Annotated in this window: 13 protein-coding genes and 3 pseudogenes; 14 read left to right on the forward strand and 2 right to left on the reverse strand. The window is 34.2% G+C overall.

Annotated features, from left to right (window positions below):
• The first annotated feature begins 1 nt into the window (after position 1).
• Positions 2-784 (forward strand): O-methyltransferase, encoded by a 783-nt coding sequence (locus tag ACQ9BO_RS23475; RefSeq protein ID WP_431242707.1) that lies wholly within the window; start codon positions 2-4, stop codon positions 782-784.
• Positions 785-839: 55 nt separating this feature from the next.
• On the opposite strand, the gene ACQ9BO_RS23480 is transcribed toward ACQ9BO_RS23475, so the two are convergent.
• On the reverse strand, positions 840-1,502 hold the full coding sequence (locus ACQ9BO_RS23480) for a DUF6565 domain-containing protein (RefSeq protein WP_431242708.1): 663 nt from the start codon (positions 1,500-1,502) through the stop codon (positions 840-842).
• A 292-nt stretch (positions 1,503-1,794) separates the two neighbouring features.
• Here ACQ9BO_RS23480 and ACQ9BO_RS23485 point away from each other — a divergent pair, with 292 nt between their 5' ends.
• The 9 genes and pseudogenes from ACQ9BO_RS23485 (at position 1,795) to ACQ9BO_RS23525 (ending at position 13,175) form a co-directional block, all read left to right on the forward strand.
• Positions 1,795-2,481, forward strand: a complete 687-nt coding sequence (locus tag ACQ9BO_RS23485) for an ABC transporter ATP-binding protein (RefSeq protein WP_431242709.1) — start codon at positions 1,795-1,797, stop codon at positions 2,479-2,481.
• An 82-nt stretch (positions 2,482-2,563) separates the two neighbouring features.
• Positions 2,564-3,133 carry a cob(I)yrinic acid a,c-diamide adenosyltransferase gene (locus ACQ9BO_RS23490; protein WP_320568456.1) on the forward strand — a complete coding sequence of 190 codons (570 nt, stop codon included), beginning with the start codon at positions 2,564-2,566 and terminating at the stop codon, positions 3,131-3,133.
• 216 nt (positions 3,134-3,349) lie between these two features.
• Entirely contained in the window at positions 3,350-3,571 is a 222-nt protein-coding gene (locus tag ACQ9BO_RS23495; RefSeq protein ID WP_007138072.1) for a DUF2795 domain-containing protein, read from the forward strand.
• 88 nt (positions 3,572-3,659) lie between these two features.
• A pseudogene (gene secA, locus ACQ9BO_RS23500) lies at positions 3,660-7,000 on the forward strand (preprotein translocase subunit SecA).
• Positions 7,001-7,223: 223 nt separating this feature from the next.
• Positions 7,224-7,601: a hypothetical protein gene (locus tag ACQ9BO_RS23505; protein WP_431242710.1), complete on the forward strand. Its 378-nt coding sequence runs from the start codon at positions 7,224-7,226 to the stop codon at positions 7,599-7,601.
• A gap of 85 nt (positions 7,602-7,686) precedes the next feature.
• A pseudogene (locus ACQ9BO_RS23510) lies at positions 7,687-9,827 on the forward strand (TonB-dependent receptor).
• Between the two features lie 103 nt (positions 9,828-9,930).
• Entirely contained in the window at positions 9,931-11,529 is a 1,599-nt protein-coding gene (locus ACQ9BO_RS23515; protein ID WP_431242711.1) for a PepSY domain-containing protein, read from the forward strand.
• 112 nt (positions 11,530-11,641) lie between these two features.
• Complete coding sequence (locus tag ACQ9BO_RS23520; protein WP_431242712.1) at positions 11,642-12,277, forward strand: DUF2306 domain-containing protein; 636 nt, start codon at positions 11,642-11,644, stop codon at positions 12,275-12,277.
• Between the two features lie 178 nt (positions 12,278-12,455).
• On the forward strand, positions 12,456-13,175 hold the full coding sequence (locus ACQ9BO_RS23525) for a YARHG domain-containing protein (RefSeq protein WP_431242713.1): 720 nt from the start codon (positions 12,456-12,458) through the stop codon (positions 13,173-13,175).
• Positions 13,176-13,365: 190 nt separating this feature from the next.
• On the opposite strand, the gene ACQ9BO_RS23530 is transcribed toward ACQ9BO_RS23525, so the two are convergent.
• Positions 13,366-14,028, reverse strand: coding sequence for a TrmH family RNA methyltransferase (locus tag ACQ9BO_RS23530; RefSeq protein WP_132989655.1), 663 nt, complete (start codon positions 14,026-14,028; stop codon positions 13,366-13,368).
• A 339-nt stretch (positions 14,029-14,367) separates the two neighbouring features.
• Here ACQ9BO_RS23530 and ACQ9BO_RS23535 point away from each other — a divergent pair, with 339 nt between their 5' ends.
• The 4 genes and pseudogenes from ACQ9BO_RS23535 to purB all read left to right on the forward strand — a co-directional run bounded on the left by ACQ9BO_RS23535 (position 14,368) and on the right by purB (position 17,663).
• Complete coding sequence (locus ACQ9BO_RS23535; protein ID WP_431242714.1) at positions 14,368-15,240, forward strand: BNR repeat-containing protein; 873 nt, start codon at positions 14,368-14,370, stop codon at positions 15,238-15,240.
• Between the two features lie 26 nt (positions 15,241-15,266).
• Positions 15,267-15,452: a hypothetical protein gene (locus ACQ9BO_RS23540; RefSeq protein WP_431242715.1), complete on the forward strand. Its 186-nt coding sequence runs from the start codon at positions 15,267-15,269 to the stop codon at positions 15,450-15,452.
• A gap of 93 nt (positions 15,453-15,545) precedes the next feature.
• Complete coding sequence (locus ACQ9BO_RS23545) at positions 15,546-16,235, forward strand: SIR2 family NAD-dependent protein deacylase (RefSeq protein ID WP_431242716.1); 690 nt, start codon at positions 15,546-15,548, stop codon at positions 16,233-16,235.
• An 80-nt stretch (positions 16,236-16,315) separates the two neighbouring features.
• Positions 16,316-17,663: pseudogene (purB, locus tag ACQ9BO_RS23550) on the forward strand (adenylosuccinate lyase).
• Positions 17,664-17,684: the final 21 nt, after the last annotated feature.

Here is a 17,684-nt window from a genome sequence, read left to right on the forward strand (position 1 = left end):
AATGCTTTTTCAAATAAAATCATATCTCAAATTCCTTTGGAAATCTAAAAATGAACATGCGGTACATTCGCCATTTGTTTTTAATTTATTGACAAAATGTTTTTATGATAGAAAAAGAAAACCGGAATACAGCATTCTTAAAAATTACAGAAAATCACTTTTAGAAAATCAAAACTTCATTGAAGTAACCGATTTTGGTGCGGGTTCTCGAGTTTTCAAATCAAACCGAAGACAAATTTCTAAAATTGCCAAAACCGCAGGAATTTCATCAAAACGTGCGGAATTATTGTTTCGTGTTGCGAATTATTTTCAACCAAAAAATGTTCTGGAAATTGGAACTTCTTTAGGATTGGCAACTTCAGCTATCGCATTGGGAAATAAAAATTCTTTTTTACTAAGTCTTGAGGGCTGTCAAAACACGCTCTCAGTTGCTGAAAATTTATTTAATGAACAATTCCCAAATTTTAATTTTGACTTTGTAAATTCAGAATTTAGCAATTTTTTGAAAGATGGTTCAGCAAATATCTGTAATTGGGATTTAATATATTTCGACGGAAATCATTCTAAAAAAGCGACTTTAGAATATTTTGAACTTTTGCTTCCAACAACCAACAACGATTCGGTTTGGATTTTCGACGATATTCATTGGTCAAAAGATATGGAAGAAGCTTGGGAGGCTATAAAAAAACATCCAAAAGTAAAAGTTACAATTGATACTTTTCAATGGGGATTTGTTTTCTTCAGATACGAACAACCAAAAGAACACTTTATAATAAGAGCATAATAAAAAAGACAATCATTTCTGATTGTCTTTTTTACTAATTCAAAATATTTAAAACCTATTTTTTAGCTTCTCTATTTTCTTCTGCTTTTGCTCCCATTCTGTTTATTTTATACATAGGCGCAAATTTAATTTTCAAACCTGCAATTTTTCTATTGTCTTCAGCTGTCAAACCTTCTTTTTCAACTGTGTTTTTTCGGCTGTCTAAGGCTTCATATAATACTTTGATTTCATCCCAATCTTCTCTAGAATAACGATCCTTATTGTCTTCAACCGTATGAACAAATTGCTGATATACACTGTGAATATTTTGGGCATTTACCCAAGCAAAACTCATATCGTCTCCAATTTTCCCTTCTCCAAACAAAGCATTTCTCAATTGCTGTTTAGGACTTGGAGCCGGTGGTGGTGCAAGAGCAACAGTCATTTCATTTTTAAATTCCTCATATTTGACTTTGCTTGCATTTATCCTTGCGGTTTCAGCAGTATTATCTTTTAAATCTGCTAAAGCCATTTGTGCATTTTCAGCTCTTCTGTTATGTTCAGCATCTACACTTTCCCAGTTTGCTTTCAACTCATCTGATTTGATATTTTTTACTGAATCAACATACACTACATATGAGTCAATGGTCTTTTGTGCTTTTTCTTGTTTTTCATCTTTACAAGATGCTAACCCTAATACTAGTAATGCAATTCCTGCGGCTATTTTTATGCTTTTCATAATCTTGATTATTTAATTAATAGATAACCAAATTTACTACTACTCAACTCTAAAAATTTTACATTATTATCACATTTTTTAAATTAAAAACATCTTAAAATTATAAAACACGTAAAATAATGAGCATTATGCAACTTTATCTCAGAAAGATGTAACGCTTTTATACTTCAAAAGCATATTCTTTTTAGCCCTTTATTTATAAAAAGGCTTTTGTAACAAAATCCAATTCTGAACTACTTATCATTTTATTGAAAAGTGTTTTGTACTTTTAAATCCAAAATTATAAACCAAAATGGCAAATCCATTAATTAAAATAACCGACATAAAACGAAATTTTACGCTAGGAAATGAAATCGTTTATGTTTTAAAAGGAATTGATCTCGAAATAAACAAAGGCGAATATGTTGCTTTAATGGGACCTTCGGGATCTGGAAAATCTACTTTAATGAACTTGCTGGGTTGTTTAGACACTCCAACTTCTGGTCAATATATTTTAAATGAAAAAGATGTCAGCAAAATGCGAGATGATGAATTAGCTGAAATCAGAAACAAAGAAATTGGCTTTGTTTTCCAAACTTTTAATCTTTTGCCTAGAACAACTGCACTTGACAATGTTGCACTTCCTATGATTTATGCTGGGTACGGAAAATCCGAAAGAATCGCACGCGCTACAGAAGTATTAACACAAGTTAATCTTGCAGACAGAATGGATCACCAACCGAATCAACTTTCTGGAGGACAGCGTCAACGTGTTGCCGTTGCTCGCGCATTGGTCAACAAACCTTCAATAATCTTAGCCGATGAGCCAACAGGAAACTTAGACAGTAAAACTTCTGTAGAAATCATGAAACTTTTCGGCGATATTCACGCACAAGGAAATACGGTAATTCTAGTAACTCACGAAGAAGATATTGTCGCTTATGCGCACAGAGTTATTCGTTTAAGAGATGGTTTAATTGAAAGCGACACGAGAAAATAATTTTAGAGTGTAGATTTTAGATTTCAGATTAAATCCTGTAAATCTAAAATCTACACTCTAAAATCTAAAATCTAAAATCACAATGAAAGTATATACAAAAACAGGCGACAAAGGCACAACGGCACTTTTTGGAGGCACGCGTGTTCCTAAAGATCATATCAGAATTGACAGTTATGGCACTGTTGATGAACTGAATTCTTATATAGGATTGATTCGCGATCAGGAAATGAATCCACATTATAAAACTATTTTAATCGAAATTCAGGATCGTCTTTTTACCGTTGGTGCCATTTTGGCAACACCACAGGAAAAAGAAGTCTTAAAAAATGGCAAACTTCGCTTAGAAAATCTCGGAATTATTGATTCAGATATTGAATTGCTCGAAAACGAAATAGATACAATGGAAGAAAGCCTTCCGCCAATGACTCATTTTGTTTTGCCTGGTGGCCACCCAACTGTGTCACATTGTCATATAGCACGTTGTATTTGTCGTCGTGCGGAGCGTTTGGCAGTACATTTAAGCCATAATGAGCACGTTCCTGAAATCGCAATCCAGTACTTAAACCGACTTTCTGACTATCTTTTTGTCTTGGCACGGAAGTTGTCGTTTGACTTAAAAGCGGAGGAAGTGAAATGGATTCCGCGTAAGTAAACAGTCTCAGTTTTCAGTTTTCATACTGAAAACTAACATGAAAACTGAATACTTTAAAGTACAGTAATTAGTAGCAAACATCGGTTTTCAAACTGCAAACTGCCACTGAAAACTGATTACTAATAGGGACGTTCTTAAATTTTATTAAAATAAATCAAAATTTACTTGTCTTTTTCAGTAAAAAATTTATTTTTGCACAAACTAAACAGATAACAGATGTATTGGACATTAGAATTAGCATCTTATTTAAGTGATGCGCCATGGCCTGCTAACAAAGATGAACTTATTGACTACGCTATTAGAGCTGGTGCTCCATTAGAAGTAGTAGAAAACCTTCAGTCAATCGAGGATGAAGGCGAGATATATGAATCAATGGAAGAAATTTGGCCAGATTATCCAACAGACGAAGATTATCTTTGGAATGAGGATGAATATTAAAAAAATAAACCAAATGAAAAAGTCTCTCATCATAGAGACTTTTTTTTGGTTCAAATACATATTATATAATAAAGAAATACAATAAATCATGAGTTTCATAAACAGTATTATTAAAGTCTTTGTAGGTGATAAATCACAGAAAGATGTCAAAGCTTTACAACCTTATTTAAATAAAATCAAAACATTCGAAGCTCCATTAATGAGTCTGTCAAACGACGAATTAAGAGAAAGAACCGTTTATTTTAAAGACAGAATTAAAGAAGCTAGAGCTGATAAAGATGCTAAAATCGCTTCACTAAAAGCTGAAGTAGAAAACATCGAAGACATCGATAAAAGAGAAGACATTTATGATGCTATAGATGCTCTTGAAAAAGAAGCTTATGAAATCTCTGAAAAAACTTTATTAGAAATTCTTCCGGAAGCGTTTTCTGTAGTTAAAGAAACGGCTCGTCGTTTTAAAGAAAACTCACATATTGAAGTTACTGCAACTCCAAAAGACCGCGAATTTTCAGCAACAGAAACCTTATATTACTATTGAAGGCGATAAAGCAATTTGGGCTAACAAGTGGAATGCCGCAGGAAAAGATATCACATGGGACATGATTCACTATGATGTTCAGTTGATTGGTGGTATGGTATTGCACGAAGGTAAAGTTGCCGAAATGCAAACGGGAGAAGGTAAAACTTTAGTTGCTACTCTTCCACTTTACTTAAACGCTTTGACAGGAAACGGAGTTCACTTAGTAACGGTGAACGACTACTTGGCAAAACGTGATAGTACTTGGAAAGCGCCTTTATTCGAATTCCACGGTTTATCTGTAGACTGTATCGACAATCACCAGCCAAGTACAGAACAAAGAAAAAAGCTTACGATGCCGATATCACTTACGGAACAAACAATGAGTTTGGTTTTGACTACTTAAGAGATAACATGGCGCACTCTCCTAGCGATCTAGTTCAAAGAAAACACAATTTTGCGATTGTCGACGAGGTTGACTCCGTATTAATTGATGATGCTAGAACGCCGCTTATCATTTCTGGACCAGTTCCTCAGGGAGATCGTCACGAATTCAACGAATTGAAACCAAAAATCGAAAACTTAGTTGCACAACAACGTCAATTAGCGAATGGTTTCTTAGCTGAAGCTAAAAAATTGATCAAAGAAGGAAATACTAAAGACGGAGGTTTCCAATTATTAAGAGCCTACAGAAGTTTACCTAAAAATAAAGCATTAATTAAATTTTTAAGTGAAGAAGGAATTAAACAATTGCTTCAAAAAACTGAAAATCAATACATGCAAGACAACAATCGCGAAATGCATAAAGTGGACGAAGCTTTGTATTTTGTGATTGAAGAAAAAACAATCAAGTAGAATTAACAGATAACGGTATCAAATACCTTTCTGGAGATACTGATGCAGATTTCTTCGTTTTACCAGACATCGGAACAGAAATCGTCGCGATTGAAAAACAAAAATTAGACAAAGACGCTGAAGCGGAAGCTAAAGAAAGATTATTCCAAGATTTTGGAGTAAAAAGCGAACGTATCCATACTTTAACTCAACTTTTAAAAGCATATGCTTTGTTTGAAAAAGATGTTGAGTACGTTATCATGGACAACAAAATTTTAATTGTCGATGAGCAAACAGGTCGTATCATGGATGGACGTCGTTATTCTGACGGTCTTCACCAAGCGATCGAAGCAAAAGAAAATGTAAAAATCGAAGCCGCAACACAAACTTTTGCAACAGTTACATTACAGAATTATTTCAGAATGTACAGCAAATTAGCAGGTATGACCGGTACTGCTGTTACTGAAGCTGGTGAGTTATGGCAGATTTACAAATTAGATGTTGTTGAAATTCCAACAAATAAAGGAATTGCAAGAATTGACAAAGAAGATTATATCTACAAGACAACTCGTGAGAAATTCAACGCAGTAATTGAAGATGTTACAGAATTATCACAAGCAGGAAGACCGGTATTGATTGGAACAACTTCTGTTGAGATTTCAGAATTATTAAGCCGTATGCTTAAAATGAGAGGAATCCAACACAACGTATTGAACGCTAAAATGCACAAGCAAGAAGCACAAATCGTTGAGGAAGCTGGTAAAGCGGGAGTTGTAACTATTGCAACAAACATGGCTGGTCGTGGTACCGATATTAAATTATCTCCAGAAGTAAAAGCGGCAGGAGGTCTAGCAATCGTTGGTACAGAGCGTCATGATTCTCGTCGTGTTGACAGACAGTTACGTGGTCGTTCTGGTCGTCAGGGAGATCCAGGAAGTTCTCAATTCTACGTTTCTCTTGAAGATAACTTGATGCGTTTATTCGGTTCTGAAAGAGTTGCGAAAGTAATGGATAGAATGGGATTGAAAGAAGGTGAAGTTATTCAGCATTCTATGATGACTAAATCTATTGAACGTGCTCAGAAAAAAGTAGAAGAAAATAACTTTGGTGTTCGTAAACGTTTATTGGAATATGATGACGTTATGAACTCTCAACGTGAAGTAGTTTACAAACGTCGTCGTCATGCATTATTCGGAGAGCGTTTGAAACTGGATATTGCTAACATGCTTTATGATACTTGCGAATTAATTGTAAGCAACAATAAAGTAACAAATGATTTCAAAGGATACGAGTTTGATTTAATTCGTTATTTCGGAATTACATCTCCAATTTCAGAAGCAGATTTCACAAAATTATCTGATATCGAAGTTACTGGAAAAGTATACAAAGAAGCTTTAGCATTCTACACAGAAAAAACAGAAAGAAGCGCAAGAGAAGCTTTCCCAATCATCAAAGGTGTTTTTGAAGAACCAAACAATCATTTCGAAAGAATTGTAGTTCCTTTTACAGATGGAATCAAAACTTTGAATGTAGTTACTGATTTGAAAAAAGCATACGAAAGCCAAGGTGCTCAATTGATTGCTGATTTCGAGAAAAACATCACATTGTCAATTGTTGATGAAGCTTGGAAAAAACACTTACGCAAAATGGACGAATTGAAACAATCTGTTCAGTTGGCTGTTCACGAGCAAAAAGACCCATTGCTTATCTATAAATTAGAAGCTTTCAATTTGTTTAGAGGAATGTTGGACAACGTTAATAAAGAAGTTATTTCATTCTTATTCAAAGGTGATCTACCTGCTCAAAACGCTCCAGAAATTCACGAAGCTAGAGAAGTTCGCCAACAAGAAAACTTGCAATTGAGCAAAGACGAAATTCCAAACAGCGAAAGCATGAACCGCGAAGCTGGAGAAACACAGCAACGTCAAGTTACTGAAACTATCGTTAGAGATATGCCAAAAATCAACAGAAATGATACAGTTACTGTTCAAGAAGTTGCAACTGGAAAAACGGAAGAAATGAAATTCAAAAAAGCAGAAGCTTTATTAGCTTCAGGCGCTTGGGTTTTAGTTAAATAATAGTTTTCAGTCCCAGTCTAAGTTTTCAGACTAGTACTTAAATTACATATCAAACCCGACAAGTTTAAAAAACTTGTCGGGTTTATTTATTTAAAAAAATCCAGTACCGCACTGAGACTGATACTGAATACTAAAAAAGACTTTTTTGCACAAAATGACAAAAATCATTCTTGTAAATAATATTTAAAATGTATTTTTGCGTTCGAAAACAACGAAACACACTTTGAAACGACTTTTCGTCATATTTCTTTCTTGCATGCTATTAGTTCCTTCTTTTGGCAGTTTCTTTGTTTATACCTCATTCAAATTAAATCAGGAAGAGATTTCAAAAACAATCTGTGTACAGCGCAAAATGGTTTTTAATACCTGTAACGGTCGTTGTGAACTTCAAAAAAGCTTAAAAAAATACGCAGACAACGAAAAAAGAATGCAAAACAATCTGAAAGAAAAAACAGATGTTGTTTACATTCAAACTTCTATTTTAAACAACTTCAAATTGACAGGGATTATCGAATCAAAAGCAAAAATCTATGCTTCATTCGATAAAAAACCTATTGCAATCGCAAATTCAATTTTTCACCCTCCATCCTATTTTATATAAATTTTAAAAAGTCAAAATTTAAGACTTACAGTTTAGCTTATGGCCTAAAGCCTATAGCTTACAGCTTTAATTTATATAATTCAAAATGAAAAAGATATACTTTACCCTATTAGTCATAGGGCAATGTGTTTTTGCGCAAAACAAAACAGCGCAAGACACAACAAAATCACATGAACTTGAAAATGTTTTTGTAACCGCTAATCGCACCGCAACTTTAAGAAAAGAAACTCCAGTTGCAATCAGCAAATTAACAGTAAAAACAATCAACGAAACCAAGGCTACAGCGGTTTACGAAATCATAAATAAAACTCCGGGAGTCTTGATGGTAAATCTAGGAAACGAACAACATATGATGTCTATTCGTCAACCTATGACCACAAATGCTTATTATTTATATCTAGAAGACGGATTGCCAATTCGCCCGATGGGAATTTTCAATCATAATGCCTTATTGGAAATAAATCAATACAATCTGCAAAGTATCGAAGTTGTAAAAGGTCCGGTTTCTTCTTTATACGGGCCCGAAGCTGTTGGTGGAACTATTAATTTAATTTCTCTAAAACCACCTGTTGATCCTGAATTTAAATTCGGTATCCAAGCGGACAATTATGGCTATCGAAGATTTCAAGTCACGGGCGGAGCAACGATCGGAAAAGTAGGTTTTCATATTGCAGGAATTTCAAGTTTGCAAGAAAATGGCTGGATGACCTATTCTGATTACAACAAAGACAATTTGAATGCGAGAATTGATTACAACATCTCTGCTACTACCCGATTGATCAGCAATACCATGTACGGAAAATATTATTCAGACATGAGCGGTACGGTCAATGAAGACGATTTTAACAACAGAACATACAAAAGCACTTCTGATTTCACTTATAGAAAATCTGATGCTTTGCGAACTCGATTGACTTTAGAACATGACTGGAACGAAAATTCGAGCAGTTATATTACGGCTTATTTGCGTGATAATAAATTGGGGCAAAATCCTTCATACGGAATCAAATGGAGTCCAACCGTAAATCCGACTACGGCAAAAGGCGAAGTAAATTCGAACAACTTTAAAAGTTACGGAGCGATTGGGCAACACACTCAAAAATTTGATTTTCTGAACACTAAAATTGTTGCAGGAGCTTTATATGATTATTCGCCAGTAACCTATTTGTCGTACGTAATTGATTTGAAAGCGAACTTAAATCCGGGAGATCCAGGAAAACAAACCGTAAATTCGTATGAAATCATTGCTGAACATCCAGATTCTAAACTTTCTGATTATACGGCTGACATTTTCAACACAGCTGGTTATGCACAAATCAGTTTTAACCCAATCGAAAAATTAGTTGTAACAATTGGTGGACGTTATGACAACATGAAAGTGAATTATGACAATGCCATTGATCTTTCTACAGGAAGCAAAGTGTATGACAAATTTACCTTTAAGGCTGGAGCCAATTATAATCCGTTTGAGTTTGCCGGTTTTTATGGCAATTATTCACAAGGTTTTGCGCCTCCGGGAATTACTTCTATTTTTAGAGCTAAACCGGGAACTGGAGGTACATCGGGCGTTCCAGCTGAATTTTATTATAACTTAAAACCTGCAGATTTTGATAATTATGAAGTTGGCGGATGGCTTTCTTTTTTCAAAATAAACTAAATTTTGATTACGCTTTCTATTATATGGAAGGCAAAAATGAGTTGCTGAACATCAAACTTCCAGACAATTCAACCGATTATCGTTCTGCTGGAGAAACACGTCATAAAGGAATTGAGTTTGGCGCTTCATACAAACCTTCAAAACAGTTCAATATTCGCATTGGGGGAACTTATGCACAACATACTTATATTGATTTCAAACTTTCGGACAAACCATCAGATCCGATTCAGGACTTGAATGGAAAAGAAATGCCGTCAGCACCAAAATGGTCAGGAAATTCAGAAGTAAGTTATTACCCAAATTGGCTTCCAAATTTGAGAACGTCTTTAGAATGGCAACTTGTTGGCAGTTATTACCAAGATCAGATCAACACTGTAAAATATGACGGTTATAATATTTTCAATGCTCGAATTGGTTATCAATGGAAAAAAATTGAGATCTACGGAAACGTACTAAATCTTACTGATAAACTATATGCATATAATGTTTCTAGAACAAATGTTGCCAATGCCCAGCCTACTTATACAGTCTGCAGCTACAAGAACTTTTGTATTCGGAATACAATATAATTTTTCATTAAAAAAATAATATTTAGCCACAGATTAAAATGATTAACACAGATTAAATAATCTTTTCTAATCTTTTAAATCTGTGGCCAAAAAAAAGCAACCAATGAGTAAAGAAACAAATAATAAATCTTCAAAGAAGAAAGATTCTAAATTCATCAAAAAAGTCAAACAAAACATGTACAAATGGCATCGTGTTATTGGGTTGATTACAATTGTTCCAGTAATTTTCTGGACTTTTTCTGGTTTAATGCATCCTTTTATGGCGCACTTTTTCAAACCTGAAATTGCTCATGATAAAATCGAACAATCAATTATTGATAAAAGTCAACTGCATTATTCAATTCAGGAAGTTTTGTTGAAAAATGAAATATCGCAATTCAAAAATTTCAGAATCGTCACTTTCAATAATGCGACTTATTATCAAGTAAAAACAATTCTTGGTGAGCTTTGGTATTATGATGCGAACACAGCCAAAAAACTGGAAAGTGGAGATCAAAAATATGCCGAATGGCTTTCGCGCTATTTCTTGGATGACCAAAAAAGTCCGATAAAAAACAGCGAAGTAGTAACCGAATTTACCTCTCAATACAAATATGTAAATCGCTATTTGCCAGTTTACAAATTAAGTTTTGATCGTCCAGATGCCATGCAGGTCTATGTAGAAACTTCTTCAAGCAAATTAGCAACTTATAATCCAACTTCACGACAATTTTTCATCTGGTTTTTTGATACGTTCCACAATTGGTCGCTTATAGATGCAATCAGCAACAACAGTATCCGAATTATTACGATGATTTTCTTGTTGTCAATTATTGGATTTTCTGCTTTGAGCGGGATTTTAATTTATGGCTTGCTTTGGAAACAATTCAAAAAAACAGATAGTTTAGCACCAAAAAAAGGTTTGAGAAAATACCACCGTCAAATTGGAATTTGGATTTCACTTTTCACTTTGACTTTCGCTTTCAGCGGTGCGTATCACGCAACTACAAAATGGGCGCCTTATACGTTGTCACAAATGGTTTATGAACCCACTTTTGTAACCAAAGAAATTCCTGGCGCAAACAACAATCTAAATTTAGATTGGAACCGTTTTCAAAACATCAGTTTAATTACGCTAAATGACTCTACGTATTACAGATGCCAATTGCTTGAAAAAGACACAAAAAGATTCAAAATGCCAAAATCAGATTCGAAATGGAATAAAAAAGAAGATCCAAAATCTGAAGTGATTTACATTAACGCCACAACAAATAAAATTGCACCAAATCTCGATTTAGAATATGCCCAATTTTTAGCGTATTACTTTACCGATGGAGCTCCAAAAGCTTCATGTTGCGAAATGATCGACACTTCAGAAGATGATTCTCAACCCTCTTTCGAAAATATAAAATTGCTTGAATCAAAAGTTTTAACCGATTTTGATAGTCGAGAATACGGCTTTGTAAACAAAAGGCTTCCGGTTGTAAAATTGGCATATGACACGCCCGAAAAAACAACTTATTTTATTGAAACCTCAACATCAAGATTAGCCGCAGTTGTCAATAATTCAGACAAAATCGAAGGTTATTCTTTTGCCATTTTGCATAAATTTTTATTTATGGATTGGGCCGGAAAAAACATTCGTGATTTAGCAACAGTTTTTGTCGCGCTATCCATTTTAATTGTGAGTGTTTTAGGTTTTATTCTTTTTCTGAAAAAGTAAAAAAGATTCTAAGGTTCTGAGTTACTAAGATTCTAAGTTTTTACTATAAGAATCTTAGAAGCTCAGAATCTTTTTCTTACATTTGACTCTCAAATCATCTGTCACAAATAAATTGAAAAAGTACTTAAAGCTTTCGTTCCCATTCTTAATGACATTGTGCTTTAGCTATTTTTTCATATTGATGATTCAAATTACTTGGCAATACATTCCGTTTAGAAATGATGTGGCTTTTCTTCAAATAAAACAAACCGAAGTTTCAGAAATTCCGTTTTATCTTTTTTTCTTTTACACGCATGTCTATTCAGCGATTTTTGTTTTGCTTGCCGGATTTACGCAATTCAATTCGGGTTTACTAAAAAACCGCCCGATTATTCATCGAAACATCGGGAAATTATACGTTTTCACTATTCTCTTTTTTAGTGCTCCTTCGGGGTTGTTTATTGGCATTTTTGCGAATGGCGGTTTTTATTCTAAAATATCTTTTGTGACCTTATCCATTTTATGGTTTTACTTTACTTTGAAAGGTTTTTTGGCTATAAAAAACAAAAATATAGTGCTTCACAACGTATTTATGTATCGAAGTTTTGCTTTAACATTTTCTGCTGTGACACTCCGTTTTTGGAAGGTTTTTCTTGTATATTTGTTTCAGCCTTCACCAATGGATGTTTATCAAATAATAGCCTGGCTTGGCTGGATTCCTAATTTATTAATCGTTGAATTTTATCTTTATAACCAATCCAAAAAATGAAAAACCTTCTTTATTTATTTGTTGCCGTTTTATTATTTTCATGTAATTCCAAAGAAAAAAAGACAATAAAAATACTGCAGACAATTTAGTAACCGATGAAATCCGAACAGATTTATATGGTTCGTGGGTTGGTGGCTTTGTTGTTGCAGAACGTGACACAACCCGACCTGTAACAGAAATGTACAGCAATAAAATCAATATCCTTATCAAAAAAATCACCTCTACAGAAGTTATCGGACAAAGTATTGTTGCTGGAAATATCAGGCCTCTTAAAGGATTTATGAAAAGAACAGGCAATACATTTTATTTTACTCTTAAAGAACCTGGAGATGATAAAAATGATGGCGTTTTTACTTTTGAAATTCAAAAAGATACACTCTTGATTGGAACATGGACTGCTTACAATTCTAAAAAAGAAGTTACAAAGAGAAAATTTAAGCTATTAAAAAAAGAGTTTAAATACGATCCAAATGCAATGCTTTCTGAAGACATATATATGGATTTTCAAAATCCTAAAGAACCTGAACAGAAAGAAGAAAAAATTAAAAAAGATACAATCAATGAAGACGAAGAGTATGACGATTCTGATTCACCACTTTATAGGGGAGCCTCAGATGTTGTTTACACGATTAATTCTTCAACAACAAAATTAAAAGAAAGCCAATTAAAGAATTTGAAAAAACTAGATTTAGAAATTCTTAGAAATACAATTTTTGCCAGACATGGACTTTCTTTTAAAACTAAAACTATACGTCAATTTTTTAATGATCAAGAATGGTATATTCCAGTTTCAACCAATGTAAATGATCAATTAACTGCCCTTGAAAAAGAAAATATTGTATTATTAAAACGTTTTGAAAAGTACGCAACAGATAGTTACGAATCTTTTGGAAGATAGTTTGAAAAAGGTTCTAAGGTACTAAGATACTAAGACGCTAAGACGCTGAGATTCTAAGATTCTAAGATTTTATACATTGTTTTATAAAAAAACTGAGCTAGACACACTATGGAGTTTCTAGCTCAGTTTTTTTTAGATCCAACAACTTAGCATCTTAGAACCTTAGTACCTTAGAACCTTTAAAAAAACTTTATCTCGGATTATCTTGATAATATCTTGCTTCGATTCTTTTAATATCTCGAATTGAATTTTTAGCCCAATCTAAACGCTTTACTAGAATTTCTTCTTCTGATAATTGCCATTTAACGTCAGATCTTCTAAGTCTGTTGGTCAAATTCTGAATAACAATTGCGGCAGAAACAGAAATATTCAAACTCTCAGTAAAACCAACCATTGGTATTTTTAAGAAACCATCGGCATTGTCCATGATTTCTTGCGACAGGCCTTCTTTTTCTGTTCCGAAAAATAAGGCGCTTGGTTTAGAAATATCGAAATCTTCCAACATCGAATCTTTTTCGTGTGGCGTAGTTGCGATGATTTGGTAACCTTTGCTTTTTAAATCTGAAAGGCATCCTGAAACAGAATCAAATCGATTGATATCTACCCATTTTTGAGCACCAAGTGCAATTTCTTTGTCGATTCTCTTTCCGAAACGCTGTTCGATTACATTAAGTTCTTGGATTCCAAAAACTTCACAGCTTCGCATTACTGCACTTGTATTATGCATTTGGAAAACATCTTCTACAGCAACTGTAAAATGTTTGGTGCGGTTTCCTAATACTTCCAAAAACCTTTCTTTACGGTTGTCTGTTAATATATTCTCAAGAAATGCGAGGTAATCTAAATCAATCATTTTATTTCTGTTTGCGGCAAAAATAACAATAATTGTCATATTGGACAAAGCGTCTTCTTGTGGAGATCCATTCATTTACAGATTTAAACTGGTATGGTTTAAGTCCTCGCTATATTTAAATCGGTTATTTTTACTAATTCGGAAAATTCAACCAATTTTCATTTCTCACTAACTACAACCAAACAGCAACTTTTTAATGAAACCACATTTTTACAAAATCCTTTATTTTCTTCTTTTTAGTTCATTTTTCTGCATCGCACAACAAAACGTAGAAATTCCGGTAGGAAACGGCTGGAGCATGACAATTCTGTCAATACAGTAAAATTCAGAAAAAATGCTTTGACGACTTTTAAAAATTTTCAGTTTATAGCCTATTACGATAATGTCGGTTATGTTGTTTTGGGCAAAAGAAAATTGAATTCGGCGAATTGGGAAATTGTAAAAACACCTTACTCCGGAAATGTGAAAGATGCACATAACACAATCAGTATTGCGATTGATGGCGATGGCTATTTGCATGTCAGTTGGGATCATCACGACACAAAACTTAGATACGCAAGAAGCAAATATCCGTTGAGTTTAGACTTGGACAAAGAAGAATCAATGACGGGAATTGCGGAACAAAAAGTAACATATCCTGAATTTCATAATCTGCCAAACGGTAATTTATTGTTCTTTTACCGCTCCGGGGCTTCGGGACGAGGAAATATGATTCTCAATTTATATTCGGTAAAAGACAAAAAATGGTCGCAGTTACAAAGCAATTTATTAAACGGCGAAGAGCAAAGAAGCGCTTACTGGCAGGCCAAAGTTGATCAAAAAGGCACAATCCATCTCTCATGGGTTTGGAGAGAAAGCTGGGATGTTTCGACGAATCACGACATTTGTTATGCTCGTTCTTTTGATGGCGGTTTGACTTGGGAAAAATCAAACAGGGAAAAATACAACTTGCCAATCACTGTAGCATCAGCAGAAATTGCTTGGAAAATTCCAGAAAAATCAAGCTTGATTAACCAAACTTCAATGACGACTGATAAAAACGGAAATCCATACATTGCCAATTATTGGAGTGAAAACAATATCCCGCAATTTCAAATTGTATATTTAGAAAATGGAATTTGGAAAAAATCAAATACAGCGTTCAGAAAAACATCTTTTTATTTAGGAGGCGGAGGCACCAAAAAATTCCAATTTCCAGACCCGATTTATTAATCAAAGAAGAAGGGAAAAAACGCTATTTGTATCTTCTTTTCAGAGATGCTGAAAGAGAAAACAAAGTTTCAGTAGCTTATACCAATTTAGGCGAAAACAATCCTTGGAAAGTAACCGATTTAACCTCAACATCTATAGGCGAATGGGAACCCAATTATGACATTTCTCTTTGGGAAAAACAAAAAAACTTCATATCTTTCTTCAAAATGTAAATCAGGTCGATGGCGAAGGTCTTGCAAAATCTGAACCTACAATGGTGAGAGTTTTAGAAGTGAATCAACTGCCGAAATAATATAATTTAAAAAATGAAAAAGAAACTTGTAGTTTTGACTGGTGCTGGAATTAGTGCCGAAAGTGGTATAAAAACCTTTCGAGACAGCGACGGTTTATGGGAAGGTCACGACGTTATGGAAGTTGCAACGCCAGAAGGCTGGCATAAAAATCAAGAATTAGTTTTGGATTTTTACAATAAAAGACGCCAACAACTAAAAGAAGTTCAGCCGAATTTAGGCCATATCATTTTAGCCGAATTAGAAAAAGATTTCGACGTTCATGTAATCACTCAAAATGTGGACGATTTGCACGAACGCGCCGGAAGTACAAAAGTTTTGCATTTGCATGGAGAATTATTAAAAGTGCGAAGCACGCAAAACAAAAGCTTAATTTTAGATTGGACTGAAGATTTACATACAGGCGATTTTGACACAAACGGACATCAACTGCGACCACATATTGTTTGGTTTGGTGAAGAAGTTCCCGCGCTTGAAGAAGCGATCGACATCACTGAAACAGCAGACTATTTTGCGGTGATTGGGACTTCGTTGCAGGTTTATCCTGTCGCAGGCTTGATTTCTTACGCGCCAAGTACAACTCCTGTTTTTTATATTGATCCAAAACCAATTGCGATTCCAAATATTCGAAACAAAGTAGAAACAATTGCCAAATTTGCTTCCGAAGGAGTTGCTGAGATGAGAGATCTGCTAAAATCACTTTAAACACATATAAATGACGTTTTTGATTACTTCAAATCGCTAAATTCTGTTTATATTTGCACCTTTCGAAAAACAACATAACAATGACTACTCTAAACGAATTGAATGCTATATCGCCAATTGATGGAAGATATAGAAATAAAACTCAAAATTTAGCACCTTTTTTCTCTGAAGAAGCTTTGATAAAATACCGTGTTTTGGTTGAAGTGGAATACTTTATTTCTTTATGCGAAATTCCGTTGCCACAACTAAAAGGCATTGATTCAAGTTTATTTGACAGTTTAAGAAACATCTACAAAAATTTCTCGACTGAAGATGCGCTTTGGATTAAAGAAACCGAAAAAGTAACTAACCACGACGTAAAAGCGGTGGAATACTTTATTAAAGATGCTTTTGAAAAATTAGGTTTATCTCAATACAAAGAGTTCATTCACTTCGGATTAACATCTCAAGATATTAATAATACTGCTATTCCGCTTTCTACAAAAGAAGCTTTTGAGCAAGTTTATATGCCATCTTTAATTTCGGTAATTTCTAAATTAAAAGAATTAAGCGTTGAATGGAAGGATATTCCGATGTTGGCACGCACGCACGGACAACCAGCTTCTCCTACTCGTTTAGGAAAAGAAATTTTGGTTTTTGTTGAGCGTTTAGAAGAGCAAATGCGTTTGTTATTTAATGTTCCGTTTGTCGCTAAATTTGGTGGTGCAACTGGAAACTTCAATGCCCATCATGTTGCTTACCCGCAAATTGATTGGAAACAATTCGGAACTAAATTTGTTGAAACTAGTTTAGGATTGCAACATTCATTCCCAACAACACAAATCGAGCATTACGATCATTTTGCGGCTGTTTTTTGATGGTTTAAAAAGAATCAACAATATCATTATCGATTTAGATCGCGATATTTGGACATATGTTTCAATGGATTATTTCAAACAAAAAATCAAAGCGGGCGAAATTGGTTCATCTGCAATGCCACATAAAGTAAACCCAATTGATTTTGAAAATTCTGAAGGAAACTTAGGAATTGCAAATGCGATTTTTGAACATTTGGTCGCTAAATTGCCTATTTCGAGATTACAGCGTGATTTGACTGACAGTACGGTTCTAAGAAATGTTGGTGTTCCTGTTGGTCACACCATTATTGCTTTTGAAGCGACTTTAAAAGGTTTGAACAAATTGCTTTTAAACGAAAGCAAATTTGCTGAAGATTTGGAGAAAAACTGGGCGGTTGTTGCTGAGGCAATTCAGACGATTTTACGTCGCGAAGCTTATCCAAATCCATACGAAGCTTTGAAAGGTTTGACAAGAACTAATGAGGCTATTGATAAAAACGCAATCCATAATTTTATTGCAACTTTAGAGGTTTCTGATTCTGTTAGAGCAGAATTATTAGCGATAACACCTAGCAATTACACAGGAATTTAAAGAAAACCTAAAATATTTTCC

This window comes from Flavobacterium sp. P21 (genome assembly GCF_050632225.1).
In the GTDB taxonomy this organism is placed as follows: domain Bacteria; phylum Bacteroidota; class Bacteroidia; order Flavobacteriales; family Flavobacteriaceae; genus Flavobacterium.